The following is a 26,696-nucleotide window of genomic DNA, read 5'->3' as shown; positions in this document are numbered from 1 at the left end:
GCACCCCCGTGAACCGCTCGTTACGAATTCAGTGGGCGCCGGCGCAGGTGCCGCCGCGGAGCTCGTCGAGATGCTGGTTGATCAGGGTCGCCACCTTGGTGAGCATGGTGGTGCCCTCGTCGAAGGAGCCCGAGGTGGGCTGGGCGGCAATGGCGATGGCGACCTGGCCGCCGCTCACCGGAATCAGTCCGAATTGCCGGACCAGGTATTTGCCGTTGGCGTCGGGTCCCCAGCCGCCCTTGAATTCGGCGCCCTCGAGGGTGCCCAGTCCCCAGCGCTGCCCGTAGCTGATCTTGCCCATGAGCCCGGTGACCGAATCCGCCTGCGGCAGGCAGGGCAGTTTGGCCGCGAAGCGCAGCTGGTCGGAGAGCGACCAGTCGGCTTGTCCGAACGCCGAATACTCCGAGCGCGAACGCGTCGAGGGCACCTTGGTGACGGCGTCCCCGCCCTCGCGCAGCACCGCCTCGACGGCCGACGCCGCCACATCCGGCGTGCCCAGCGACTGCCACAGCGCATCGGCGGCCGAATTGTCCGAGTAGGTGATCGCGGAGGTGGCCGACCCGGAGTACCCCGAGTTCTCCCGCAGCGCGGCGAGGGTGAGCGGCACCTTCATGGTCGACCAGGCCGGCCCGGAGGTCCAATTGCCCAGCGGCGTGATGCGATCCCCGCCGACCGACACGATGGCCAGCCCGGCCTCGCCGTTCAGCGTGGGTAGTAGCTCGTTGGTGAACGACCAGGCGAGCGTGCCCGGCAGGGCCATGACGGTGCCGGGAGCCCCGGAGGTGCCGCGTCCGATCGTGCTGGGGGCGTCCGGCTCCAGCGGAGGTTTGCTTCCGCATCCGGTCAGCACGCCCACCAGCAGCGCGACCGCGCCACAGGCCGCCGCGCGAGCGAATCGCCGCGTGGCGGCGCTTCGCGTGTGCGGTGTCTCCACCCCGTTACCTCCATCGTCACCGGGTGCCGGTAAGTCCCTGTTCCTAGCGGACACACCTAAACCCGTCAATCCGAAGGGATTGTTGTGGGTTCCGGCGTCGGGGTCAAACGCGGTGCGTATGGCGGTTTTTCGCGGGCCGATGTCCGATTCGGGCTGTGTCTCTGTTCGATTCGCACATGCGCCGCCGATTCGGATGTGCGCGCCCGGCTTTCACCGCCGCGCACCTCCGTACCGTGTGGTCAGGAGCAGTCGCCGCCGCGTAGGTCCTGCAGATGATCGGCCAGCAGCAGGGCCATGCGATCCATGATGTCGGTGGCGTCCTCGAACGAACCGGACGCGGGTTCGGCCGCCATCGCGACCGCGACCGGCCCGGACAGCGTCGGAACCAGGCCGAACTGGCGCACGGTGTAGAAGCCGGTGTCGTCGTCGGGACCCCAGCCGCCCTTGAACTCCGCGCCGATCAATCGGCCCAGGCCCCAGCTCTGATCATGGGTGATCTCACTCATGAGCGAGACCACCGAGTTCGCGCGCGGCATGCACGGCAGCTTGGCCGCGAACCGAACCTGGTCGGACAGCGTCCAATTCGTCGCGCCGAAGGCGATCAGCTCATCGGAACCGAGCTGGGCGAGCTGGGTGTGCCGGCCACCGATATCGGTATTGTCGTCACCCGCCTCGTGCAGCACCTGCTGCACGATGTCGGCGGCCTCGCCGTCGCTGCCCAGCGAATTCCAGAGGGTCTGCGCCGCACCGTTGTCCGAGTAGGTGATGGCGGCCTCGGCCAGCGAGCGCATCCCGGTCGGGTCGTTGCGCAGCGCGGCCAGCGCGATCGGCACCTTGATGGTGGACCAGGCGATACCGGTGGTCCAGTCGCCGAACTGGGTGATGTCCCCGCCGCCGACCGGCATGACGGCCAGCCCGATGCGGCCGTCGATGCTGGCCTGCAGATCCGCGAAATCCGTTGCGAAATTCACGGTTTTCGGCAAATCGAGCAGATCCGGCAGATTGGGCGCCAGCATCGCGATGCCGTTCCCCTCCGCGACCGGAACGATCCCATTCGGATCCGGCGCGGGCGTGCCCGGCGTGCCGGAGTCGAGGCCGCACGCGGAGACCGCGAACAGCGTCGCCACCGCGACACAGCGGGCAATGGCCTTACGACAGGCCGGAATAGGGTCAGTAGACATACACCACCGCGTTCTCACCACCGATGCAGGTGACCAATTTGCCTGCAGCAGTGCAGTTCATCGTGTAAGCCCGGCCGGTGACCGGGCTGACCGCCACAACACTAGCCGCCGCGCCCTGCTGGCCCCCACCCGCGGCAGCATAGGCACGTCGTACTTCTTCCGCGAAAGGACAACTGGTGACAGTACTTCCGATCGCGGACACGGTTAATCCGTTGGTGGACGGATACACCGCCGGACACGGCGTGGCGCCCGCCGGCAGCTGGACCGTGGTCTGCGCCGGGGACGTCGTCGTGGTCTTCGGTTGTGACAGCGGCAGCTTGACCTCCGGATTGTCCTGCGCCACCGTCGTATTCGGTGATTCGTTGCCGGAGCCGTCGCGGACTTGCCAGCCCACCGCACCCGCGATGGCGGCCAGCGCGATCACCAGCACGCCGATCGCCAGCGGGCCCGCGAGAGACTTGCGCCGCGAGGGCCGGTACGCCGGCGGGGGAGCCGGGTCCACCCGCGGATGCTCCGAGGTCGGATACAGCGAGGGATCGGGCGCGGGCGCGTACGGGAAATCCTGCTGCCGGCTGTCCGCATGCCCCCACACCGCCTGCTGCTGCGCCGACTGCGGCAGCGGCGTGTAGTGGAAATCGCTCACCCGCACCGTGGTCGGATCCGTCGGCAGGATCTTCGGCAGCTCCGGTTCCGACGGTTCCGTCTCCGGCGCGACCACCCGGAAACTACCGGTGGTGTACGGCGGGTAGGAACCGGTATTCGGTTGCAGCAGAGTCGGATCCGCATTGCCGACCGGCGGCTGCGGATAGCCGGGGGAGGAGTTGCGCATGGTCGGCGCGGACGGCACCGATCCGGCGGGTGGCACGGCTCCCGCGGGCGGCAGCACCCCGGGCGGCACCGCGGCGGCGGGCGGCACGGTGCGGCCCGGCCGGATCACCTCGGTGGGCGGCGCGGTCACCGGCCCACCGGTCAGCGCCGTGCGCGCGGCGCGGGCGAACTCACCCGCGGTGTAGAACCGCGCATTGGGATCCTTGGCCAGCGCCCGGCCCACGATGGCGTCCAGCGCGACCGGAATACCCGGGCGCTGCATGCTCGCTCGCGGCGGCGGCTCCGAAAGATGCGCGCGGATAAGCCCGCTCATGTTCTGCGCCTCGAACGGCTTATTGCCCGTGACGCATTCGTGCAGCACACAGCCCAGCGCGTACAGGTCCGCGCGGCCGGTGACCGGTCCGGCGTCGAACCGCTCCGGTGCCATATACGCGTAGGACCCGACCGCGGTGCCGGTCATGGTGATGGTGGAATCGCCCTCGGTGCGCGCAATGCCGAAATCCGCCAGATATGCGAAATCCGCATCAGTGACAAGAATATTGGCGGGTTTCACATCCCGGTGCACGAGACCCGAGTAGTGCGCGGCATCCAGCGCCGCCGCGATCTGCTCGACGATGGCGATGGCGCGCAGCGGATCCATCGGCCCCTGCGTATCGAGCAGCGTGCGCAGATCCTGCCCGCGCACCAGCCGCATATCGATGTACAGCACACCGTCGATCTCGCCCCAGTCGTGGATCGGAATGATGTGCGGTTCGGCCAACCGCGCCGCCGCCTGCGACTCCCGGCGGAAACGTTCCTGATAGGAGGGGTCCTTGGCGAGCTCGGCGGGTAGCAGTTTGAGCGCTACGACCCGGTCCTTCGAAGCGTCGTACGCCTCGTAGACCTCCCCCATGCCGCCCCTGCCCAGCAGCGAGCGCAACTCGTACGGGCCGAACCTGCTCCCGGCCCGCGATGGCGGTGCATCCACCCCGTCCAACCTCCAACTCCATGGGCGGGCAGCGCACTAGGTATTCGCGACCCGCCCCCTAAGCATTGGATTCTCCCGGTGCGACGACGCCGTGGTCAAACGCGAAGACGATCGCCGCAGCTCGATCCCGTAACCCCAGCTTCCCGAAGATGTGGCCGACATGGCTTTTCACGGTCACCTCGGAGATCCCCAGGGCGCGCGCGATCTCCCCGTTGAGCCTGCCCTTGCCGATGAGTTCGAGCACCTCGAGTTCACGCGAAGTGAGTTCGGGCAGCCGGGAATCGGACGGGGCGGGCGGGCGCGCGGAGCGGTACGCCGACAGCACCCGGGGCGTCACCGACGGATCCAACCAGGAACCGCCCGCGGCGACCGTGCGCACCGCGCGGATCAGATCCTCGGCGGGGGAGTCCTTGAGGATGAAACCGGCCGCCCCCGCACGTAATGCCCCGGATAGCAATTGATCATCATCGAAGGTGGTGAGCACCAGCACCGGCGGGGAATCCGCGCGCGTGCGCAGGGCGCGCGTGGCCTCGATGCCGCCGATGCGCTTCATGCGCAGATCCATGAGCACCACATGCGGGCGGTGCGCGGCGAGCGCGGCGGGCACCTCATCCCCGTCGGCGCACTCGCTGACGACGAAACCGTCTCTGCGGCGCAGGATTCGGCGCAGTCCGCCGCGCACCAGCTCCTGATCGTCGACGACGAGCACCTCGACGAATTCCTCGTCGGTCTGCGCGGTCACATGCCCTCCTGGATTCCTCCGCGGGGGCCGGGACGATCGTCCTGCCACTTCGCGGTCATCGACTGCACGATCGAGCGCACCGAGGCGTCGGCGCTGCGGGCCAGGGCCACACACGGCAGGTGCGGGTCGGGGCCGTGCATGGGAATGCGCGCCTCCACCCGCCAGCCGTCACCGCCGCGCCCGGCCAGCAGGATGCCGCCCAGCAGCGTAATCCGCTGCCGCATACCGGAAATGCCCATACCGCGGCCCGGACGGGTGATGGCCCCGGCGGGCAGCGTGTTCGTCACCTGGACGGTGATGTCCTTGACGCCCAACTTGATTCGCACCCACGCCTGCGCACCGGGTGCGTGCTTGGCGATATTGGCCAGCGATTCCTGGCTGACCCGGTACACCGCCAGCCCGAGCGCCGCCGTGACACCACCCGGATCGCCTTCGACGTGACAGTCGACCTCCATGCCCGCGCGCACGAAATCCGCCACCAGATCCGGGATGTCGTCCAGGCCGGGCTCGGGGGTCTGTGGTGAGGTCCGTTCACCCAGCAGCCCGACCGTGCGCCGGATATCGGCCATAGCCTGGCGGCCCAGCCGCTCGGCATCGGTGAGCGCGTCCACCGCCTCGTCCACATCGCGATCGGTTTGCAGGGCGTGTCGGGCGGCGGTCACGTGCAGCAGCGTGATGGACAGCGAATGCGCGATCACGTCATGCACCTCGCGCGCGATGCGGCGGCGCTCTTCGTCGGCGGCCTGCCCGGCGCGGATCTCCTGATATTCGCGCTCCTGATACAGGTCCTTGCGCTGGTACTGCATCATGCGCCCGACCATCCAGCCGAACAGTACGGCCGGGCCGTACATGAGGATGCCCTCGTCGAGGTATCCGATTCGTTCGAAGAACAGCAGTTCCAGCAGATAGAGCCCGGCGAACGGCAGGCTGACGCGGGAGGAGGCGATGGCTCCGAGCTGACCGGCGCCGGCGATCAAGACGAATGGAGCGACATCGATGTTCACCGGCTGCACCATGAACAGCGCACCGGACACCGCAGTCACGATGCCCATCGTCACCGGCGGCATCAGCCAGCCGGACACCATGTACACCGGGCCGATCGCATAGGCGGTCAGCAGCGCCAGGATAGGCAGTGGGCTGGGGAAATAGCTGTATCGCTGCAGCACGCCGATCACGGCCACACCGAGCAGCATGATGTCGAACAGCCACATGGCCGCGACCGGGTAGTCGTACGGCAATTCGGCCATGTTCCGGCGGCACTCGTCGATCGGATGTCGCAGAAAACGTCTCAGACGCTCGCCGCTGTTCCGGGCTCCGTCACGTAACGTCTGCCCGGTGGCCCGAGGGGTGGCATTGGTCACGTTCACTCTGCCAGAGTAGTCGCAGCGTTCGACGGCGTACATCGTGCGCGAGCAGGGTGCGCGCTCCTACCACGGTAGGAGCCACAGTCGCGTCCGCGGCACGACGACAGCGGGGAATCCCGACCGTAGCGTGAGGATTATCGGCACAATGCCCGGTACCGAACCGACCGGGCGCGCTACGAAAGGTTGGGGGCCATGTCGTGGAAAGACCTGCACGCACGCACCGACATCCTGCACGCCGTCCTGGACCGGGCGGCCCGAAATCCCGCTGACACCACGCTGTTCGACGGCCTGCCGGACCTCGAACGCCTCTTCGGCGGACCCGACGGCGTGCTGGCGGCGCTGCGCAACCGGTGGGAGAACCATCTCACCGTGAAATTGGAAGAAGCACTGGCCCAAGGCAAATCGGCACTGCAGGTGCACGAGGAGCTGGCCGCCGAACAGCCGGCGCTGCGTGCCGTGCTCGACCGCTACGACACCGATCGCATCTATACCCGCCGTTCGCGACCACGCGCGCTGGCGAGCTGATCCAGCCGATCTACGAGGGGAACGACCATGCTGGAATTGACCGACGTCACCAAGGAATACCGGATCGGCGAGCAGAGCGTGCGCGCCCTGGACCGGATCAGCCTGCGCATCGAACCGGGGGAGTTCACCGCGATCATCGGGCCGTCCGGATCGGGCAAGAGCACGCTGCTGCATCTGCTCGGCGCACTGGATTCCCCGGACTCGGGGTCGATTCGATTCCAGGACAAGGAGATCGGCGGTCTCGACGATGACCGCCAATCCGAATTCCGGCGACATCAGGTCGGTTTCGTCTTCCAGTTCTTCAACCTGCTGCCGACCCTGTCGGCGTGGGAGAACGTGGCCATTCCGAAGCTGTTGGACGGCACCGGACTTCGCAAGGCCAAGCCGCGCGCCCTGGAACTGCTGGATCTGGTCGGGCTCTCCGATCGCGCCGAGCACCGGCCCGCCGAACTGTCCGGCGGGCAGATGCAGCGCGTGGCGGTGGCGCGGGCGCTCATCATGGACCCGCCACTCATCCTGGCCGACGAACCCACCGGCAACCTCGACTCCAAGACCGGCGCGGCCATTCTGCAACTGCTGGGAGACATTACCCGGCAAGGCAATTCGGTCGTCATGGTCACCCACGACATGGGTGCGGTGCGGTACTGCGACCGCGTGATCACCCTGCGGGACGGGCAGATCGGCTCCAACGAACGCGTGGAACGCACCGACGACGGGGAGGTTCGCACCGTTCCGGCGTCACTCCGTAAAGACGCCGAGCAGGCCGGAACGGTGACCGACGAGGTGCCCGCATGATCCGCGCCGGGTGGGATCGGCTGCGGCTGTTCAATATCGGTGAGCTCTTCGCGCACCGGGGCCGCACGATCATGTCCATGGCCGTCATGGCCGTGTCCGCCGCACTGCTGGTGTCGGTTTTCAGCATCTCCGGGTCGATCACCGGATCGGTGGACCGGCTCACTGCCTCGCTGGGCGGGAAGGCCGAACTCGAGATCAGCGGCATCACCGACGCGGGCTTCGACGCCTCGCTGCTGAACGAGATCAAGACCGTCGCCGGGGTCGAGGCGGCGGTACCCATGCTGCGGCAGGGCATCGGCGCCGACGCCGAGCGGGCGCTGCTCATCGGCGCCGACTCGAGCGTCTCCGCGCTGGGCAGCGATCTGGACGGCTCGCTGCGCGATCAGGCCGCGAAACTGCTGGTGCCCAACGGGGTTCTGGTCGGCGCGAGCATGGGCTACCGCGAGGGCGACACGCTGACGCTGAGCGGGATCACCGCCACCGTCGCGGGCGTGCTCGACGGGGAGACCATCGAGCGCATCAACGGCGGCCACATCGTCATCGGGGCGCTGCCGACCGCACAGAAGCTCACCGGCCGCGCCGGCAAGCTCGACTCCATCCAGATCATCGCCGCACCGAATACCGATGTGGCGCAACTACGTTCCGCGCTCACAGACCAGGTCGCCGGACGCGCCGTGGTGGCCGATCCGAGCCTGCGCGGCGCTCAGGCGGGCGGCGGCGGGGTATCGCTGGTGCGGTACTCGACGCTGGCGTCCTCGGCGGCCGCGCTCATCGTGTCCGCATTCCTCATCTACAACGCCATGAGTATGGCTGTGGCACAACGCCGTCCGACGCTGTCGCTGCTGCGCGCCATCGGCGGGCGGCGCACCCCCATGGTGCGCGACCTCATTGCCGAAGCCGCCCTGCTGGGCTTGATCGGCGGATTCGTCGGCGCGGGGATCGGCATGATCATGGGCCGCGGCTCCATCGAACGACTACCCGCCGCCATCGTGCAATCGGTGGAGGCGCGCACCGAATACATCGTGCCCGGCTACGCGATCCCGGTCGCGGTGGCCGCCTGCGTGCTGGCCAGCGTCGCCGCCTCGGCGCTCGCGGCCCGGCAGGTGTACAAGGTCGCGCCGATCGAGGCGCTGGCACCCATCGGAGCATCGGCCGCCGATGCCATGAAACCGGCGCTGCGCTGGACCTCGGCCGTGCTCGGCGCGGTGCTCGTGGTGTCGGCCGTCTTCATCGCCCGGGCCGACTGGGGCATCTACTCGCTGGCCGCGATCTCCATGTCCATTGTCGGCGCCGTGGTGCTGTGCTTCGCCGCCACCGGCCCGATAGTGCGCGTGATCGCCTCCGTGGCAAGGATTTTCGGCGCCCCCGGCGCACTCGGCGCGACCACCGTGGAACGTGCGCCCCGGCGTGTGTGGGCCACCACCATGACCGTCATGATCGGCGTCACCGCGGTCGTCGCCATGGGCAATGCCACCCGCAATATGGTCGACTCCGCTCAGGCGAGCTTCGACGACATGGCCGTCACCGGCGCGTTCGTCAGCCCCACCACCATGGAGCAGTTCCCCACCGGCCCCATGCTGCCCGCGGATCTGAAAGCCAAGATCGAGGCCATCCCCGGGGTCGAGGGAGCCGGGTCCGCCCAGATGGCGTTCGCGACCGTCGGCGGCGGCCGAGTCATGCTGCAGGCTTTCGAGAACGGGGTGGGCCGCCAGGCCGCCACCGCCACCCTGACCCAGGAAACCCTGCGCCGCATGGCCGCCGGTGACGGCGTCGTCATCTCCCGCGACGTCTCCCGCACCCTCGGCGTGAAAACCGGTGACACCCTGGACCTCCCGACTCCCACCGGCATCCACCAGGTCGAAATCCTCGACGTGATCCCCTATTTCGCCGCCATCGCCGGCGTGGTGGTGCTCGACCTGGGCATCATGCAGCAGTGGTACCAGCGCCCCGGCGAAACCATCCTCGGCGTCGACTTCCTCCCCGGAGCCGATGCAGACGAGGTCCGCACCGCCATCCGCGCCGTCGTCCCACCCGAGATCGAAGTCGAAACCGGCGCCCGCACAGTCGAACTCATCTCCGGCAGCGTCAAACAGGGCACCTCCATCAGCAACGCCATCCTCTGGATAGTCGTCATAGTCGCCACGGTCGCCCTCCTCAACACCCTCATGCTCTCCGTCCTCGAACGCCGCCGCGAACTCGGCGTCCTGCGAGCCATGGGCACCAGCCGCCGCTTCCTGCTCCGCACCGTCCTCGCCGAGGCGGCCGGCATCGGCGTCATAGGCGCAGCCCTCGGCCTCGCGGTAGGCGCAGGCGTCCACTACCTCGCCACCCTCGCCCTCACCAACGCCGTCTCCATCGACGTCACCTACGACCCCGGCCCCCTGCTCCTCGTCTACGCCACGGTCGCCCTGCTCATAGCCCTCCTCGGCTCCATCCCACCCGCCATCCGAGCCGCCCGCCTCCCCATCGTGGAGGCCCTGGCCGTCGACTGAACGCGACTTACATAGGATGGGACGCATGAGCGCACCCACGGTCGACTTGATGGACTACTCCGACGTCATCAGCCGGTACGAGCCGGTGCTCGGTATGGAGGTCCATGTCGAGCTGGGCACCGCCACCAAGATGTTCTGCGGTTGCCCCACCGAGTTCGGGGCCGAGCCGAATACGCAGGTGTGCCCGGTGTGTCTGGGGCTGCCCGGGTCGCTGCCGGTGGTGAACGAGAAGGCCGTGGAGTCGGCCATTCGGATCGGATTGGCGCTGAACTGCTCGATCACGCCGTGGGGGCGGTTCGCGCGGAAGAACTACTTCTACCCGGATCAGCCGAAGAACTACCAGATCAGCCAGTACGACGAGCCCATCGCGACCGACGGGTACCTGGATGTGGTGCTCGATGACGGGTCGACCTTCCGGGTCGACATCGAGCGGGCGCACATGGAGGAGGACACCGGCAAGTCCACCCACATGGGTGGGGCCACCGGGCGGATCCACGGCGCTTCGCACTCGCTGCTCGACTACAACCGGGCCGGTGTGCCGCTGATCGAGATCGTCACCAAGCCCATCACCGGGGCGGGGGAGCGGGCTCCGGAGGTGGCGCGCGCGTATGTGACCGCGCTGCGCGAGGTGCTCAAGTCCCTCGACGTGTCCGACGTGAAGATGGAGCAGGGGTCGCTGCGGTGTGACGCCAACGTGTCCCTGATGCCCATCGGCGCAAAGGAATTCGGCACCCGCACCGAGACCAAGAACGTGAACTCGCTGCGCAGCGTCGAGGTCGCGGTGCGCTACGAGATGCGCCGCCAGGCCGCGGTGCTGGCCGCGGGCGGCACCATCACCATGGAGACCCGCCACTTCCACGAGACCGACGGCACCACCTCCGCCGGGCGGCCCAAGGAGACCGCCGAGGACTACCGCTACTTCCCGGAACCCGACCTCGAGCCGGTCGCACCGGACGCGGCGTGGGTGGAATCGCTGCGCGGCACCATCCCGGAATACCCGTGGCTGCGGCGCGCCCGCATCCAGGCCGACTGGGGTCTGTCCGACGAGGTGTTCCGCGACCTGGTCAATGCCGGTGCCCTCGACCTGATCATCGCGACCGTGGACGCCGGCGCCTCGGTGGACGCGGCCCGCTCCTGGTGGGTCGCCTACCTCACCGAGAAGGCCAAGGAGCGCGAGGTCGCCCTCGAGGACCTGCCCATCACCCCGAAGCAGGTCGCCGAGGTGGCCGGGCTGGTCGAGGCCAAGACCATCAACAACAAGGTCGCCAAGCAGGTCGTGGACTTCGTCCTCGCCGGTGAGGGCGAACCCGCCCAGATCGTCGAAGCCAAGGGCCTCGGCATGGTCTCCGACGACTCCGCCCTGCAGGCCGAGGTCGAGAAGGCCCTCGCCGCCAACCCCGACATCGCCGAGAAGATCCGCTCCGGCAAGGTCCAGGCCGCCGGCAAGGTCGTCGGCGACGTCATGAAGGCCACCCGCGGCCAGGCCGACGCCGCCCGCGTGCGCGAACTGGTATTGGCCGCCTGCGGCGTCGAAGGCTGACCAGCCTCCGAATCCGCCGGTGGCGCACGGTGAAAACCGTGCGCCACCGCCGTATTCGCACCTTGCTCTGAAAGCACCTGTGGCGCACAGCTTCCGCTGTGCGCCACAGGTCTTTCTGGTGCTGGCTAGTCCGGTCCGCTGCCCTGCGCCGCGAGCGGCGAGATCAGGATGACGCGGTCGTCGTTGGGTCCGGGCTCACCGCCGGGGGCCTTGTTGACCGTGGCCAGCCACAGCGAGCCGTTGGGGCCCGGGGCCGCACCGTTGAGGCGGCCCCACGTGTTCTGGTACTGCAGGCTCGGCACCGCGGTGATGGCGTGGGTGTCCTTGTCCGCGGCGGCGATCGCCAGGCCCTTGGCCTCGGTCATGGCGACCGACACCGAGTCGGCGGCGGCCACGCAACCGGCCACGCCTGGATGGTCGGTCCAGGTCCAGCCGGTGACCAGCGCGCCGTCGGGGGTGACGCGACGCAGCCGGTCCTCGACCGCGGTGCGATCGGTGACCCAGATGGTGCCGCCGGGCCCGACGCACACATCGCCCGCGGTCGCGATGCCGGAGGTGACGACCTCGGGCTGCGAGGTCGCGCCCGGGGTCAGTTTGATCCGCAACAGCTTGCCCGCCAGGGAGTTCGGGTTCGCGGCCGCCGCGGGGTCCCCGGCGTCGCCGGTGAGCACCAGCATGTCGGTCTCGCTGATGAATTCGATGGCGCCGTGATTGCCGGTGGCGCTCTTGGGGATTCCGGTGAGGATCGGCTTGGGTGTGCCGTCCTCGCCGATGCGTACCACCCGGTTGTCGCTCGGCGTGGTGATGTAGGCGTACATCAGGCCGTCCTCGTAATAGGTCGGCGAGATGGTGATGTCGGACAGGCCGCCGTCGCCGGAGCCGTCCACGTCCAGCTGCGCGATCTTCGGGGCCACGTGCGCGGGCGGCATGGGCGTCGGATCAGCGGAGTCGATCTTGTAGATGCCGCCGGTCTTGAGCTCGCCCACCAGCCCTGTGGTGCCGTCGGGCAGCCCGACCACGCCCGAGGTGACGTCGAAGCAGGTGCCCACCACCCCGTCGGCCTGGTCGATGCACGGCCCCTCGGGCTTGGTGCTGGTGGTCGGCGACGGCTTCTCCGGGCCGAAATCGGCGTCCTTCCAGGTGGGTTCGGTCGTGAAGGGACCGGACGCCGAATCGTCGAAGCGGGCGCAGCCGGTCGCCAGCACGGCGGCGATCAGAATGCTGAGGCTGACCTTCCCCGCGCGCACCCCGGTTCGGCCTCGGAACGAACTCATGGCTCAGACGTTACGGAAAACCCGCCGCGCACGCTCGGACGGGGTCGTCGACTTCGCCATGTCGCGGCGAATCGCCACGGCGGCCCTTCCGGATTCGCCATGGCGCCGGGCCGGGGCGCACTACGGCACACCTTCACGAATCGGACAGTGGACACGCCCGCGAACTGCCCCTGCCGGACGCTCGAGACGAATATGGTTGCCCGCGTGACACAGAAGCCGAACGAACCGTCCGCCGACGCGACGGGCAGCGATGTGCCCGCATCGCCCGAGTCGGCAACTGCCCTGTCCGCCGCGATGACCGGCGGCTCCAGCTCCCTGCCGGATTCGGTGGGCGAACCGGTGCGCAGTCCCTTCGACTCGCCCACCGAACAGTTCCGCGTCGCCGACGTGCACCCGGACCTCATCGTCGAGGCGAAATCGGGCCGCACCGCCGACACCAAGCCGGAACTCACCAAGGAGCCACCCCGCACCGACGAGGAACTGGGCCTGGACCCGGACGTCCCGCTCTACTCGGAGCTGAAGAACTCCATCCCCGGCGCCGCCCAGCAGTCCGCCGCCCCGGCCGCCGAATCCGCTTCGGCCGCCACCTACGCCTTCGCCAGCATCCCGGCCGCCCCGCCCGGCGCCACCGAGCCCACCACCCGCCTGCGCCGTCGCGGCGACGACCGCCGCGGCACCCTGGACCTCGGACTCCTGTTGCTGCGCCTGGTCATCGGCGGCACCTTCATCTACCACGGCCTGCAGAAGATGACCGGCTGGTTCCACGGCCCCGGCCTGGACGGCACCAAGGCCATGATGGAGAACGGCGGCTGGAAGCAGCCCGACATCACCGCCATCCTGCTCGCGGTCGGCGAACTCGGCGGCGGCATCCTGGTCGTCCTGGGCCTGGCCACCCCGCTCGCCGCCGGCGCCCTCCTCGCGATCATCCTCGACGCCTGGATGTGGAAGCAGAGCATGGTCCCCGGCTTCCAATACAAGGCCAAGGACAACAACCTCGAACTCGAATCCGTCCTCGTGGGCATCGTCTCGGTCCTCATGCTCACCGGCCCCGGCCGCCTCTCCCTCGACCGCAACCGCGGCTGGGCCACCAGGCCGTTCCTCGGCTCCCTGGCCGCCTTCGTAGCCGCCATCGCCGCCGCCATCCTGGCCTACATCTACCTGCACGGCGGCAACCCGCTCACGGGCATCGGCCCGTTCGACTGAACCTGAACGGCAAGCGGCCCGGGTGATCTCCAGATCACCCGGGCCGCTTACGTTTTCACCGATTACCAGGAGGCGGTGGTGAACCGCTGCCACTCGTCGTAGGTCTCCTGGTGCAGCCGCAGCACCTCGCCGGACTTCGCGTCGATCTGCACCGCCAATGCCGCACGGTGCGCGCTGATCTCCGCCGCGTCCTCGGGAGCCGCCATGAACTCGGCCGATTCCAGTTCCCGGGATTCGGCGGCGAGTTCTTCGGCTTCGGCGAGCAGGATCTTGGCGTGCGCGTTGCGCGCGTCGCTACGTTCCAGCATCGCCGAGTACTCGGCCAGCATGGTGTCGGCCTTGCCGATGTATTCGATTGTCACAACCCAACTTTCTCGATCTACGGCACGCGCCGCACTGCACCCTTGTCGGCCGAGGTGGCCAGCGCCGCGTATGCGCGCAGCGCCGTGGTGACGGGGCGCACGCGGTCGACGGGCTGCCAAGGCCGTTCGGACGCTTCCATTTTCGCGCGTCGCTCGGCGAGAACCTCTTCGGGTACCAGCAATTCGAGGGCCCGGGTGTGCACGTCGATGCGAATGCGGTCACCGTTCTCGATGAGACCGATGGTGCCGCCGGACGCCGCCTCGGGGGAGATGTGCCCGATGGACAGGCCCGAGGTGCCGCCGGAGAAACGGCCGTCGGTGATGAGTGCGCACTGTTTGCCGAGACCCGCGCCCTTGAGGAAGGCGGTGGGATGCAGCATCTCCTGCATGCCCGGACCGCCCGAGGGGCCCTCGTAGCGGACCACGACCACATCGCCCGGCTTGATCTGCTTGCCGAGGATGGCCGAGACCGCCGCCTCCTGGGATTCGACCACCACGGCCGGGCCCTCGAAGGTGAACAGATCCTCGTCGATGCCCGCGGTCTTCAGGATCGCGCCGTCGGGGGCGATATTGCCGCGCAGCACGCACAGCCCGCCTTCGACGGTGTAGGCGTGCGGCACATCGCGAATGCAGCCGCCCTCCTGATCGGTGTCGAGGGAGCTCCACCGGTTCTCGGTCGAGAACGGCTCGGTGGTGCGCACGCCGCCCGGCGCGGCATGGAACAGCTCGAGGGCTTCCTCGGTGGCCTTGCCGCCGCGGATGTCCCAGTTGTCGAGCCACTCGTCGAAGGACTTGGTGTGCACGGTGGTGACGTCGGTTTCCAGCAGCCCGGCGCGGCGCAGTTCGCCGAGGATGGCCGGAATGCCACCGGCGCGGTGCACATCCTCCATGTGGTAGTCCGAGTTCGGCGACACCTTGGACAGGCACGGCACCCGGCGCGAGATCTCGTCGATGCTCTGCAGATCGAAGTCGATCTCACCCTCCTGTGCGGCGGCGAGCGTGTGCAGCACGGTGTTGGTGGAACCGCCCATGGCCACATCGAGGGCCATCGCATTGTGGAATGCCTTGACATTGGCCACATTTCGCGGCAGCACCGAGGCGTCGTCGTCGCGGTACCAGCGGTTGGCGATATCGACGATGACCCGTCCGGCCTTCTCGAACAGCGCCCGGCGCGCGGCATGGGTGGCCAGCGTGGAGCCATTGCCCGGCAGCGACAGGCCCAGCGCCTCGGTGAGGCAGTTCATCGAGTTGGCGGTGAACATGCCCGAGCAGGAACCGCAGGTCGGGCAGGCGGAGCGCTCGACCTCGGTGAGGCCCTCGTCGGTGACGGTGCTGGAGGCGCTCGCGGAGATCGCGGTGATCAGGTCGGTCGGCGCCTGCGCCACCCCACCCACGACCACGGCCTTACCGGCCTCCATCGGCCCGCCGGAGACGAACACGGCCGGGATGTTCAACCGCATGGCGGCGTTCAGCATGCCGGGAGTGATCTTGTCGCAGTTGGAGATACACACCAGCGCGTCGGCGGTGTGCGCGTTCGCCATGTATTCCACCGAGTCGGCGATGATCTCGCGCGAGGGCAGCGAGTACAGCATGCCGCCGTGTCCCATCGCGATGCCGTCATCGACCGCGATGGTGTGGAATTCGCGCGGCACGCCGCCGGCCGCGCGGACCGCCTCGGCCACGATCTCGCCGACGTCCTTCAGATGCACATGGCCCGGTACGAACTGGGTGTAGGAGTTCGCGATGGCGACGATCGGCTTACCGAAGTCGGAGTCGGTGAGGCCGGTGGCGCGCCAGAGGGCGCGTGCGCCCGCGGCATTGCGTCCGGCTGTCGTGGTTCGTGAGCGAAGCGGTGGCATGGGTTCGGATCCTCGGATTTCTCGTCGCAGGGGGCTGTTCGGCGACTGCGCCAACGGGTTCTCGGCGGGGCTCCAACGTTACTCCCGCCGAGACCCCTGCCCCGCGCCGCCCGAGTTCTCGCACCCCTGCGGACCGGTCGGTCAGTTCTGCGGCTCGTCCTCGGCCGTGTCGTCCTCGTCCGCTTCTTCCGGTTCCGCGAAGGGGTCGGGGATGCGGCCGTTCGAGGCTTCGACGAGTTCACCCAGCCGGTCGAAACCGACAGCGGGCAATCTCACATCGGTGTCGTCGGCCAGGTGCAGCTGCAGGAACCCACGCTTGGGAATCCGCAGCCCCTTCACCTCCGCCCAGTCGATATGGCGGGTCTTGAACATGGTCTGGACGTCGATCCCCTTGTCCGACACCGTGGTCTGCGTGGTCTCGATCCACCAGACCAGCGCGGCCGGTATGGCGAACAGCACCCACAGCACCTTGGGCGCCCCGAAGAACGGGAACGCCACGGAAAACAGCAGGAGGAAGACGCCGAGGTGGGCCAGCCGGGGAATGCGGATCACATGACCCGTGTCCGATCCGGTGTCGGGCGTATGGGACGATCGTGCTGGTGGCACGGACTGATGCGATGACGACACACCCCCATCCTCGCATTGTGTTGAACGGACCCGAACAACCGCTCTGTCTCACATAATGGGACACCCGTGGTCAGATATTTGACCAGACGACTTACGCGCACATACCGTCAAGCGCGTGAATCGAAACGAGTTGCTCGTAATCGGTCGGCGCGTCCAGCGCTGAGCCGACGACAGTAGTCATTACGTCAGCTCGCAACTGCGACGCGCCACCCTCGAACAGCCCAGGCTGTCGGGGGCTTTTTTGTGTTCAGGCAAGTCCCGTGGACTCGAACGACCAAGCAGTAAGGAACCAAGACGGTGAGCGCACCTACCGCACGGCCCGGGCCCTCCGCCCGTAAGCCGGCGCCCTCGGCCCAGCCGGCCGCGGCTCCGGCCGCAACCCCGAATCGTCGCCAGGTCCCGCCCGAGCGGGTCACCGGCGCGCAGTCTGTTGTCCGCTCCCTCGAGGAGCTCGGCGTCGACACGGTATTCGGTATTCCGGGCGGTGCGATCCTTCCCGTCTACGACCCGCTGTTCGACTCCACCAAGGTCCGCCACGTGCTGGTGCGCCACGAGCAGGGCGCGGGTCATGCCGCGACCGGTTACGCGCAGGCCACCGGCAAGGTCGGCGTCTGCATGGCGACCTCGGGTCCCGGCGCGACCAACCTGGTCACCCCGATCGCGGACGCGCAGATGGACTCGGTGCCGCTGGTGGCCATCACCGGCCAGGTCGGCCGCTCGCTGATCGGCACCGACGCCTTCCAGGAAGCCGACATCTCCGGCATCACCATGCCGATCACCAAGCACAACTTCCTGATCACCGACGGCATCGACATCCCGCGCATGATCGCCGAGGCGTTCCACCTGGCCGCCACCGGCCGCCCGGGCGCGGTGCTCGTCGACATCCCGAAGGATGTGCTGCAGGCGCAGACCACCTTCTCCTGGCCGCCGGAAATGCGGCTGCCCGGCTACCGTCCGGTCACCAAGCCGCACGGCAAGCAGGTGCGCGAGGCCGCCCGCATGATCCTCGACGCCAAGGCCCCCGTGCTCTACGTCGGTGGCGGTGTCATCAAGGCCGACGCTTCCAAGGAGCTGCTGGAGCTGGCCGAGCTGACCGGCATCCCGGTGGTCACCACCCTGATGGCGCGCGGCGCGTTCCCCGACTCGCACACCCTCAACATGGGTATGCCGGGTATGCACGGCACCGTGGGAGCCGTTGCGGCCCTGCAGCGTTCGGATCTGCTGATCACCCTGGGCGCGCGGTTCGACGACCGCGTCACCGGCCAGCTGGATTCCTTCGCGCCCAACGCCAAGGTCATCCACGCCGACATCGACCCGGCCGAGATCGGCAAGAACCGGCACGCGGACGTCCCGATCGTGGGCGACTGCCGCGAGGTCATCGCCGAGCTCATCGAGACGCTGAAGGCCGACCCGGCCGCGGGCGACGCGCCGCTGCTGGAGCTCACCGAGTGGTGGGGCTACCTGGACGGCGTGCGCAAGTCGTACCCGCTGGGCTACAACCCGCCCAAGGACGGCTCGCTCTCGCCGGAGTTCGTGATCGAGAAGCTGGGTCAGCTCGCCGGCCCGGACGCCATCTACTGTGCCGGCGTGGGCCAGCACCAGATGTGGGCCGCGCAGTTCATCAAGTACGAGAAGCCGCGCACCTGGCTGAACTCCGGTGGTCTGGGCACCATGGGCTACGCCGTTCCGGCCGCCATGGGCGCCAAGATGGGCGCACCGGACAAGGAGGTCTGGGCGGTCGACGGTGACGGCTGCTTCCAGATGACCAACCAGGAGCTGGCCACCTGTGCCGTCGAGGGCGTGCCGATCAAGGTCGCGCTGATCAACAACGGCAACCTGGGCATGGTCCGCCAGTGGCAGACCCTGTTCTACGAGGAGCGCTACTCCAACACCGATCTGGGCACGCACACCCTGCGCATCCCGGACTTCGTGAAGCTCGCGGAAGCCCTGGGCTGCCACGGCATTCGCGTGGAGAAGGAAGAGGACGTCGAAGCCGCCATCCGCGAGGCGCAGTCCATCAACGACCGTCCCGTGGTGATCGACTTCATCGTCGGCAAGGACGCGCAGGTGTGGCCGATGGTCGCCGCCGGCACCTCCAACGACGAGATCATGGCCGCGCGCGGCATCCGCCCGCTGTTCGACGACGACGAGGCGATCAGCGAACCGGCCATCATCCACGAGGCCATGTCGCACGACAAGGGGACCGAGGCATGAGCACCACCCACACCCTCTCCGTGCTGGTGGAGGACAAGCCGGGCGTGCTGGCACGCGTGGCGTCGCTGTTCTCCCGCCGCGGCTTCAATATCGAGTCCCTCGCGGTCGGCGGCACCGAGATCCCCGAGATCTCCCGCATGACCATCGTGGTGACCGTGGAGGACCTGCCGCTCGAGCAGGTCACCAAGCAGCTCAACAAGCTGGTGAACGTGATCAAGATCGTCGAGCAGGATGCCGAGACCTCGGTGGCCCGCGAACTGATCCTGGTCAAGGTGCGCGCCGACGCGTCGGTGCGCACGCAGGTGATCGAGGCCGTGAACCTGTTCCGCGCCAAGGTGATCGACGTGTCGCCCGACGCGCTGACCGTCGAGGCCACCGGCACGCGGTCGAAGCTGGACGCACTGCTGCGCATGCTCGAGCCGTACGGTATCCGAGAGATCGTGCAGTCCGGTGTGGTCGCCGTGGGCCGCGGCCCCAAGTCCATCACCGCGACTCGCTAGTCATGAGGCCGCCGCAACCGACCGGTAACCGGTTCTCGCGGCGGCCCCAGCCCCGTCATCCCGGCATGCTTTTGGCCGGGATCCACAACGTTTGAATCAAAGAATCCAAGAAGGAGAACCCAAAGTGGCAGTCGAGATGTTCTACGACGACGATGCCGACCTGTCGATCATCCAGGGCAAGAAGGTCGCGGTCATCGGCTACGGCAGCCAGGGCCACGCCCACTCGCTGAGCCTGCGCGACTCCGGCGTCGACGTCCGGGTCGGTCTCGCCGAGGGTTCGAAGTCCCGCCCGAAGGCCGAAGAGGCCGGTCTGACCGTCGGCACCCCCGCCGAGGTCGCCGAGTGGGCCGACGTGATCATGGTCCTCGCGCCCGACACCGCGCAGGCCTCGATCTTCACCAACGACATCGAGCCCTCCCTCAAGGACGGCGACGCGCTGTTCTTCGGCCACGGCCTGAACATCCACTTCGGTCTGATCAAGGCTCCGGCCAACGTCACCGTCGCCATGGTCGCCCCGAAGGGCCCCGGCCACCTGGTGCGCCGTCAGTTCGTCGACGGCAAGGGCGTTCCGGCCCTGATCGCCGTCGACCAGGACCCGACCGGCAACGGCCAGGCCCTGGCCCTGTCCTACGCGAAGGCCATCGGCGGCACCCGCGCCGGCGTCATCAAGACCACCTTCAAGGAAGAGACCGAGACCGACCTCTTCGGTGAGCAGGCCGTGCTCTGCGGCGGCACCGAAGAACTGGTCAAGACCGGTTTCGAGGTCATGGTCGAGGCCGGCTACGCCCCCGAAATGGCCTACTTCGAGGTCCTGCACGAGCTCAAGCTGATCGTCGACCTCATGTACGAGGGCGGCATCGCCCGCATGAACTACTCGGTCTCCGACACCGCCGAATTCGGTGGCTACCTGTCGGGCCCGCGCGTCATCGACGCCGGCACCAAGGAGCGCATGAAGGCGATCCTGACCGACATCCAGGACGGCACCTTCGTCAAGCGCCTCGTCGCCAACGTCGAGGGCGGCAACAAGGAGCTCGAGGGTCTGCGCAAGGCCAACGCCGAGCACCCCATCGAGGTCACCGGCGCCAAGCTGCGCGGCCTGATGAGCTGGGTCGACCGCCCGATCACCGAAACCGCCTAAGGTTTCGTAGCTCTACGACCCGTCGGGTGCCTCGCACTCGGCGGGTCGTTTGCATTCCGGATGTGGCGGACAACCGCCGACTACGATGGCCGTGTGACCGTATCTCCTGCGGATGACGAGCGGTATGTGACAGCGGAGGAGTTCCTCTCCGCTGAGCCGGACGCGTGGAGCGAGACGTCCGGCGATCTCGAGATCGTGGATGGCCGCCTGGTCCGGCTGATGGCACAGAGCGACGCGCACAGCCGCGTCGTCCGGAGACTTGCCGCCGCAATCGAAGGAGCGCGGGATTCGAAAGGTCCTTGTCTGCGGGTGAGTTCCGATGTCGCGGTGCGGTTTCCGGATACCGAGGAGACGCGTGCGGATCGCCGCCTAAACGTACGGTACCCCGACATTTTCGTTCGCGACTGCGAGCCATATGACGTGAACACCGTTCGCGACCATATTCACCTCGTGGTTGAAGTCATTTCGAAGGACACCGGCGATACCGACACCGGACTCAAACGAGTTCTCTACGCACGTGCTGGAATTCCCGCATACCTGATCGTTTACTTCGACAAAACCTGGGAGTCGATCGACCGGATCGAGGAGTATCGGCTCGATTGGTCCGGGCTGCGGTACGAGCCGCACCACACGCATCGGACGGCTCTGGTGCTCGATACTCCGGTCACGTTGGCAGTCACCTTCGAGACGTTGCAGACTCCGTAATCTGCTCAGCCGCAGGTCTTCTCGTCTTGCAGGCAGGCGAGTAGCAGGAGCGTGACGTCGGCCTTCGGTGGAGTGGTGGTGCGTGGTTGAGTGGCGAGGGGGATTTGAGGGAAGTCGGCGGCGTTGGCTGAGCCCAGTTGGGTGGCGGAGCGAAAACCGTAGCGCTTCCAGGCGATTTGCTGGATTTGGGGGTCTTGGAGCGCGGCGATCAAGGGCTGGGACGCCTGGGTGAGGGTCAGGACGGGGTTGCTGTTGAACAGGGTGGGTTCGGGGTAGAGCATGCGGACTCGGGTCGTGAGATCCGTTGTGGCGGAGGGGTTGTCTTGGTATGCGGTGAGCTGCTGGAGGATCTGGTTCTCGTAGCCGGCGAAGAGGGTGGAGGCGCCCTGGATGAGCCATTCGCGGAAGCCGCCGTCGGAGCTGGCCGATTGCAGGCCCTGGGCGTCGTAGAGGCCGCGGACGGTGCGCAGGCCGGCCTTGGCTTCGGCGACGGTGGGCGGCTGGTAGAGGTCGGAGGAAGCGACGACGGTGAGTTCCAGCTGGGACAGGGCGAATCCGGAGTTGGAGGACTTCGGGTCGGTGCTGGAGATGCGGATCGGACCCGCCGGGTTCTGTGCGCCCAGAGCGTCCCATTTTTGTTTGGGGAGCACGTAATCCAGAAGCAGGCGCTTGAAATCGACTATGTAGTAGGCGTTGTCGCGCTGGATGACGATGCCGGTGCGGACGAGAGCTTCGGTCGCGGCGGTGCCCGCGTAGATCACCTCGGGGGATTCCAGGACGGATTCGGCGCGGTAGCCAGGGAAATCGCCGGTGTTGTGGGCGCTTTCGAAGACGCTCAGGGCGCTCGCCGAGGATGGCCACAGGCAGTCGATGCGCTGGGAGCGCAGGGTGTCGGCGGGGATCTGCACGAGGTCGTAGGAGCCGCGTTTCTCGAACTTCACGTCGAGGGAGTACTTGTCGCGCAGAATGCCCTGAATCTCGGAATCGGCCATGAGGGCGGACTTTTCGGAGCCGCCCAGGCAGTTCAACTGGGTGACGGCCGCTGCGGGCTCGTTGCCCTTGCGGATCACCACGATGCCGACCGCGATGGCGATGACGGCCACCACGACGGCGATCAGCAGGGGTAGACGGGATTTGTTCATCGGTCCTCGCTGCGGGGAAGGCCAGGGGGATTCATGAGTTCCAGGTGCGCCAGGGCGGTGAAGAACCGCTCCATATCCTGTTCGCCGACCTGGTCGGCGCTGTGCACGGCGAAGGTTTCGAACCCGGCCAGCACGCGGCTGCTGTGCACGAGCAGTGCCTCGGCATTATGGAAGGCGGCGGGGTGCGCCTGGATCTCCAGATAGCGGTCCAGCACGGATTCGACACTGGCGAGATAGTCGATCAACTTCTGCGATGTCGCGGAAAGGGTTGCCGGGTCGGCCTTTTCGGTGCGCTCGAGCAGCACCGGAATGCGCTCGCACGCGCGCAGCAGAGAAGCGCGGGTCTCCGCGTCGCCGACGCGGGACGCCAACTGCGCCACCTTCCGATTGCGGTCGCCGACCTCACGGTTCAGCTTCCGGCGGTCGCCGCCTGCCGAAAGTGACTGTCCCACAACGCCGGTGAGCACTGCCATCCCGACCGCCACCAACGCCGCCCCGGTGAGCGACCCGAGCACCGCGTACAGCCCGAGAAACGAGACGACCAGCGCGACCAGTGCCGTGATGACGGCGGCATTACTCGGCAAGCGCACCTCTCACCGGTATCCGGTGGCCTGGCGCAGCGCCGCGACCATATCGTCGGAGTGCAGGAACGATCCGCCGGTCCGGCGCGCGATCTCCTGGAGCGCAGCGTCTTTCACGCCCTCACCGAATCCGATGGCCACCACCGGCACCCCGGTGCGTGCGATCTCGTCGAGCCCGTCGCCGCCCTCGGTATCCGCGCCGTCGGTCATGAGGATGACCAGCCGCTTGCGCGCCGGATCCGCCGCCCCGCTGAACTGCTGGGCCGCCTTCGACAGACACCGGTAGATCCCGGTATTCCCGCTGGGCCCGGCGTCCCGAATCGTATTGTGCAGCGCGTTCAAACTGCCTGCGCTATTGCCCTCGGTCCACGGCTTGGACTGCGTGGTGGTGTCGAACACCAGCACCGCGGTGCGATCCTTGGGCCCGGTCTGCAGCAGATACTTCTTCGATTCGACCGGATCGAACAGCAGATCCGCCGCCCGCTGCACACCTTTCCACCCGCCGTTGCCGTCCATGCTCCCGGAGGCGTCGATGCAGTACACGAGATCGGTGGGCGTGCGGTACACGGTCTGGTAGTTGTCCAGCGTCGCCTCGATCACCGCGGCCGCCGGATGGGTGATCGGCTGCCCGGCCAGATTCGCCTGAATTCCCCAGGTGGAGTTGAACACATCTTTCGGTGCGTCCGGCAGGGAGAGTCCGATGGAGGTGATCGGCCGCCGTCCCAGCTCCGTCAGCTTCTGCTGTGTCTGGGCCGACAGCAGGAAGCTCTGCAACTTCTCGAAGTTCTGCCGCTTCCCCGGATTGTCCCCGTGCGGCAGAAATCCCAGGGGTGCGTCCGAAATGGCCAGCACGCCTTTGGGGTACACCACCTGCAGCGGTTCCTGTCCCTGCCGCACGAGTTCCTTGTTGCGCTCGATCACCAGGTCTTCGTAGGTGAACAAGGTCTTGCACTCGTTCGGCGCGGCCAGGCATTCCTCCATGAGCAGCCCGGTCGAGGGCGGCGTCCGCGCGAAGGCTCGTGCGAACCGGGTGATTCCGGCCTTCACCGGCTCCGAATCCAACTGCTCCCGCGTCAGCGCGACACCCGGCCCGTTCCCCGCGAAATAGTTCAGGAATCCGAGCAGAACCGTTGCCCCCGAATTGGATTGCGTCGGATTGGTCATCCACGCCGTGGTCTTCTTCGACTCCACGGCCGCCAGAATCTCCTCGATCCCGACTTCCCGCCCCGTGAACCCGAGCGCGTCGAATTCCGCCTTCCGCCCCGCGTACACCAGCGGCGTGCTGAACATCGGCTGCACCGCCTGCAACTGATGCCCGGCATCCCCGAGCTGTTGAAAAACGCTGCTGGCGAACCAGAATGCGTCATACGGCGGCGTCTCACCCGACTGCAACAGCCGAGCCTGATCCACCGACCCCATCTTGGTCATGGAGCAGGTGAGTTTCTCCGAAGCGCACCAGGGCTGCACAATCTCCTGGAACACCGCATCGTGCTCGGACCCGGCGACAATGTTCAGCACGTTCGCGTTACTGTCGTAGTCGACGATGGGCCCGCTCTTACGCTCGGTCCCGCACCCCGCCACCATGACGCCGCACAGCGTGAGTATCGCCGCGACAAGCACTTTCGTGCGCCGGTTCAGCAATGACGCCACCTTCCCCTCTTGGTCGCGATCCTAAGAAGGACCAGGAGGGGAAGGGTGAATGCCCGGTGACGTTATCGCGAACCTTCAGCGGTTCGGACTAGCTGCTCCCGAACGACCCGCGCGGCAAGGCATTCCGCCACCAGCCGTCATTGTTGTTGTCGTGCCAGCGTCCACAGTCGTTGTCCCACCAGCCATCATTGCGGCGATCCCACTGGTTCCACTGATTCCAGTTGTCATTGCGGCAGTTCCAGTCGTTCCCGTGTGGGTGCCGTGCTTCGGTGATCGCCGGCCCCGCACCAGGCGCAGCCGAGGCGGTGGCCGCCACCGCGGCCACAGGCGCTGCGACCAACGCCCCGGCCAGAGCAACGCGAGCGAATATTCTTCGAGCAGAAGTGCTTTTCGTCGACATCATGGTTCCCGAGTCTGCCCACTCCGGCCGCGAAAAAGTATGGTGCTAGCACGAATTCGGGATAAATCAGGGCTTGGTACAACTCAGGGATGACCCGACCCGGAGGCGACCCAGGGCCGGATCACCTGTGTCAGTAGTGCGTGCCGCCGTCGATCCGAATCTCGGTGCCGGTGATGAACGCGCCATCATCCGAGGCCAGCATGGCGACGACGCCCGCCACGGTATCCGGCGAGGCGAACCCCTGCCCGATCCCCGGAATCAGCTTCATGAACAGCGTGTAATCGGCGTCCTCCGGCAGCCCCGGCCCGCGCCCGTCGGTCATATCGCTCGAAATCGACCCCGGCGCAACGGCAACCACCCGCAACCCCTGCTTGCTGTATTCGGCAGCCAGCGCATGCGTCATGGACATGATCCCGCCCTTGGACGCGGCATAGGCCGACATGTACGGGTGCGCGAAGAACGCCGAGGTGGACGTGAAGTTCACAATCACCCCCTTCTCGGAGGCGAGCAGCGCCGGCAGCGACTCCCGGATCATCAGGAACGTCCCCGTGAGATTCACCGTGATGATCCGATTGAAGTCCGCCAACGGCATCTCATGCGTATGCGCCGAGCGCAGAATCCCCGCCGCATTGATGAGCGCATCCAGCCCACCGAGCGTCTCGACCGCCGAAGCGACCCCGGCCTGCACCGACTCCTCATCGGCAATATCGATCCGCACGGTGGTGAGCCGCTCGGCATTCCCGTTCTCCCCGGCCTGCTTGGCGGTCTCCGCGAGCCCATCGGTATTGACGTCCGCGGCCACAACCTGCCCGCCCTCGGCCAGAATCCGGTGCACGGTAGCCCGCCCGATACCCGACCCCGCACCGGTGATCAGTACCCGGCGATCAGCAAAACGCTCCATTGCGAACTTCCTCCTGTACTCCAACATCCCCCATTGCCTGACACGCTACGCCTACATGGCACAACGTGCCATACTGTGCTCCGAAGACTAGGATTCCGATAGAAAAACCGCTCCCGACCAGCAGGAGGCCCCGTGCCCGCAGCCCCCGCCGAGCCGCGCCGCCTCACCCTGGCCGAGCGCCGCAAGGCCGAAACCCGCATGGACATAGCCCGCACCGCAGCCCGCCTCTTCGCCGAACGAGGCACCGCAGCGGTCACCGCCGAGGAGATCGCCGCCGAGTCCGGCGTAGCCCTGCGCACCTTCTACCGCTACTGCCGCACGAAGGAAGACGCAGTCGAGCCCATGCTCGCCGCCGGCGCCCAACGCTGGCTCCGAATCATCGCCGAGGGCCCGCAACACCTGCCGACCCTCGCCGAACTCGAAGCCGCAGCAGTACGCGCCCTCACCTTCGAAGGCGCAGACGAAGACCTCGAAGTAACCCGAGGCCTCCTCCGAGCCATGGACACCGACAACGCCCTCCGCGCCGTCTGGCACCGCATCAACCTCGAAGGCGAACGCGAACTACGCCTGGCCCTAACCGATTTGGCCTCCGGCAACACCGATGATCTCCAAATCCGCTTGATAGCAGCCGCAATCGCCGGCTCCATCCGAATTGCCGTGGAACAGTGGGCATCCACGGACGCCCCCGCCACTGGTAAGGGCTCCCCCTCCGATCTTGTGGTGCGCTGCATCCGAACCGCTGGTTCCGGATTGCACGTCACTTAATACGACT

The 26,696-nt window shown here is 67.4% G+C and carries 23 protein-coding genes; 10 read left to right on the top strand and 13 right to left on the bottom strand.

The genetic code is table 11. The features are described 5' to 3' along the window. Positions 1-28: 28 nt before the first annotated feature. From H0264_RS33310 to H0264_RS33290, 5 genes are all read right to left on the bottom strand, one after another. Complete coding sequence (locus H0264_RS33310; protein WP_231084537.1) at positions 29-934, bottom strand: serine hydrolase; 906 nt, start codon at positions 932-934, stop codon at positions 29-31. 239 nt (positions 935-1,173) lie between these two features. Continuing rightward, positions 1,174-2,115 carry a serine hydrolase gene (locus H0264_RS33305; RefSeq protein WP_181581220.1) on the bottom strand — a complete coding sequence of 314 codons (942 nt, stop codon included), beginning with the start codon at positions 2,113-2,115 and terminating at the stop codon, positions 1,174-1,176. Then, on the bottom strand, positions 2,105-3,910 hold the full coding sequence (locus H0264_RS33300) for a serine/threonine-protein kinase (protein ID WP_231084538.1): 1,806 nt from the start codon (positions 3,908-3,910) through the stop codon (positions 2,105-2,107). The genes H0264_RS33305 and H0264_RS33300 overlap by 11 nt, the downstream gene beginning before the upstream one ends. Positions 3,911-3,968: 58 nt before the next feature. After that, positions 3,969-4,619 (bottom strand): response regulator, encoded by a 651-nt coding sequence (locus H0264_RS33295; RefSeq protein ID WP_181586013.1) that lies wholly within the window; start codon positions 4,617-4,619, stop codon positions 3,969-3,971. 29 nt (positions 4,620-4,648) lie between these two features. Then, complete coding sequence (locus H0264_RS33290; protein WP_181581219.1) at positions 4,649-6,019, bottom strand: sensor histidine kinase; 1,371 nt, start codon at positions 6,017-6,019, stop codon at positions 4,649-4,651. Between the two features lie 189 nt (positions 6,020-6,208). Here H0264_RS33290 and H0264_RS33285 point away from each other — a divergent pair, with 189 nt between their 5' ends. From H0264_RS33285 to gatB, 4 genes are read left to right on the top strand one after another with little or no spacing between them, the layout of a single operon-like run. Continuing rightward, positions 6,209-6,541 (top strand): hypothetical protein, encoded by a 333-nt coding sequence (locus H0264_RS33285; RefSeq protein ID WP_181581218.1) that lies wholly within the window; start codon positions 6,209-6,211, stop codon positions 6,539-6,541. 27 nt (positions 6,542-6,568) lie between these two features. After that, positions 6,569-7,336, top strand: a complete 768-nt coding sequence (locus tag H0264_RS33280) for an ABC transporter ATP-binding protein (RefSeq protein WP_181581217.1) — start codon at positions 6,569-6,571, stop codon at positions 7,334-7,336. Then, entirely contained in the window at positions 7,333-9,828 is a 2,496-nt protein-coding gene (locus H0264_RS33275) for an FtsX-like permease family protein (protein WP_181581216.1), read from the top strand. The genes H0264_RS33280 and H0264_RS33275 overlap by 4 nt, the downstream gene beginning before the upstream one ends. Positions 9,829-9,853: 25 nt before the next feature. Further along, positions 9,854-11,368, top strand: coding sequence for an Asp-tRNA(Asn)/Glu-tRNA(Gln) amidotransferase subunit GatB (gene gatB / locus H0264_RS33270; RefSeq protein WP_420832009.1), 1,515 nt, complete (start codon positions 9,854-9,856; stop codon positions 11,366-11,368). 125 nt (positions 11,369-11,493) lie between these two features. Here gatB and H0264_RS33265 read toward each other — a convergent pair whose 3' ends face one another. Further along, on the bottom strand, positions 11,494-12,642 hold the full coding sequence (locus H0264_RS33265; RefSeq protein ID WP_181581214.1) for a PQQ-dependent sugar dehydrogenase: 1,149 nt from the start codon (positions 12,640-12,642) through the stop codon (positions 11,494-11,496). A 204-nt stretch (positions 12,643-12,846) separates the two neighbouring features. Between H0264_RS33265 and H0264_RS33260 the strand changes: the two genes are divergently transcribed. Continuing rightward, complete coding sequence (locus H0264_RS33260) at positions 12,847-13,845, top strand: DoxX family protein (protein WP_244976023.1); 999 nt, start codon at positions 12,847-12,849, stop codon at positions 13,843-13,845. A 62-nt stretch (positions 13,846-13,907) separates the two neighbouring features. On the opposite strand, the gene H0264_RS33255 is transcribed toward H0264_RS33260, so the two are convergent. From H0264_RS33255 to H0264_RS33245, 3 genes are all read right to left on the bottom strand, one after another. Next, positions 13,908-14,207: a hypothetical protein gene (locus tag H0264_RS33255; protein ID WP_181581213.1), complete on the bottom strand. Its 300-nt coding sequence runs from the start codon at positions 14,205-14,207 to the stop codon at positions 13,908-13,910. Between the two features lie 17 nt (positions 14,208-14,224). Next, positions 14,225-16,066 (bottom strand): dihydroxy-acid dehydratase, encoded by a 1,842-nt coding sequence (gene ilvD / locus H0264_RS33250; protein ID WP_181581212.1) that lies wholly within the window; start codon positions 16,064-16,066, stop codon positions 14,225-14,227. Between the two features lie 141 nt (positions 16,067-16,207). Continuing rightward, positions 16,208-16,618, bottom strand: coding sequence for a PH domain-containing protein (locus H0264_RS33245; RefSeq protein ID WP_181581211.1), 411 nt, complete (start codon positions 16,616-16,618; stop codon positions 16,208-16,210). 372 nt (positions 16,619-16,990) lie between these two features. On the opposite strand from H0264_RS33245, the gene H0264_RS33240 reads away from it, so the two are divergent. The 4 genes from H0264_RS33240 to H0264_RS33225 all read left to right on the top strand — a co-directional run bounded on the left by H0264_RS33240 (position 16,991) and on the right by H0264_RS33225 (position 21,250). Beyond that, the gene (locus tag H0264_RS33240; protein ID WP_181581210.1) at positions 16,991-18,907 is read left to right on the top strand and encodes an acetolactate synthase large subunit; all 1,917 of its coding nucleotides are present in this window, start codon (positions 16,991-16,993) and stop codon (positions 18,905-18,907) included. Continuing rightward, complete coding sequence (ilvN, locus tag H0264_RS33235; RefSeq protein ID WP_181581209.1) at positions 18,904-19,407, top strand: acetolactate synthase small subunit; 504 nt, start codon at positions 18,904-18,906, stop codon at positions 19,405-19,407. The genes H0264_RS33240 and ilvN overlap by 4 nt, the downstream gene beginning before the upstream one ends. A 103-nt stretch (positions 19,408-19,510) precedes the next feature. Then, on the top strand, positions 19,511-20,545 hold the full coding sequence (gene ilvC / locus H0264_RS33230) for a ketol-acid reductoisomerase (RefSeq protein WP_276514563.1): 1,035 nt from the start codon (positions 19,511-19,513) through the stop codon (positions 20,543-20,545). Positions 20,546-20,638: 93 nt separating this feature from the next. Continuing rightward, positions 20,639-21,250, top strand: a complete 612-nt coding sequence (locus H0264_RS33225; RefSeq protein WP_231084543.1) for a Uma2 family endonuclease — start codon at positions 20,639-20,641, stop codon at positions 21,248-21,250. Between the two features lie 5 nt (positions 21,251-21,255). On the opposite strand, the gene H0264_RS33220 is transcribed toward H0264_RS33225, so the two are convergent. The 4 genes from H0264_RS33220 to H0264_RS33205 form a co-directional block, all read right to left on the bottom strand. Next, positions 21,256-22,392, bottom strand: a complete 1,137-nt coding sequence (locus tag H0264_RS33220; RefSeq protein ID WP_181581206.1) for a hypothetical protein — start codon at positions 22,390-22,392, stop codon at positions 21,256-21,258. Next, positions 22,389-22,982 carry a hypothetical protein gene (locus H0264_RS33215; RefSeq protein ID WP_181581205.1) on the bottom strand — a complete coding sequence of 198 codons (594 nt, stop codon included), beginning with the start codon at positions 22,980-22,982 and terminating at the stop codon, positions 22,389-22,391. Before H0264_RS33215 ends, H0264_RS33220 begins: the two co-directional genes overlap by 4 nt. Before the next feature lie 3 nt (positions 22,983-22,985). After that, on the bottom strand, positions 22,986-24,623 hold the full coding sequence (locus tag H0264_RS33210) for a VWA domain-containing protein (RefSeq protein WP_220139887.1): 1,638 nt from the start codon (positions 24,621-24,623) through the stop codon (positions 22,986-22,988). A gap of 530 nt (positions 24,624-25,153) precedes the next feature. Continuing rightward, on the bottom strand, positions 25,154-25,924 hold the full coding sequence (locus H0264_RS33205) for an SDR family NAD(P)-dependent oxidoreductase (RefSeq protein ID WP_181581204.1): 771 nt from the start codon (positions 25,922-25,924) through the stop codon (positions 25,154-25,156). A gap of 132 nt (positions 25,925-26,056) precedes the next feature. On the opposite strand from H0264_RS33205, the gene H0264_RS33200 reads away from it, so the two are divergent. After that, positions 26,057-26,689, top strand: a complete 633-nt coding sequence (locus H0264_RS33200) for a TetR/AcrR family transcriptional regulator (protein ID WP_220139886.1) — start codon at positions 26,057-26,059, stop codon at positions 26,687-26,689. Positions 26,690-26,696: the final 7 nt, after the last annotated feature.

This window comes from Nocardia huaxiensis, assembly GCF_013744875.1.
GTDB lineage: Bacteria > Actinomycetota > Actinomycetes > Mycobacteriales > Mycobacteriaceae > Nocardia > Nocardia huaxiensis.
The sequence above is the reverse complement of the archived record's forward strand: the minus strand, read 5'-3'. Positions and strand labels throughout refer to the sequence as shown.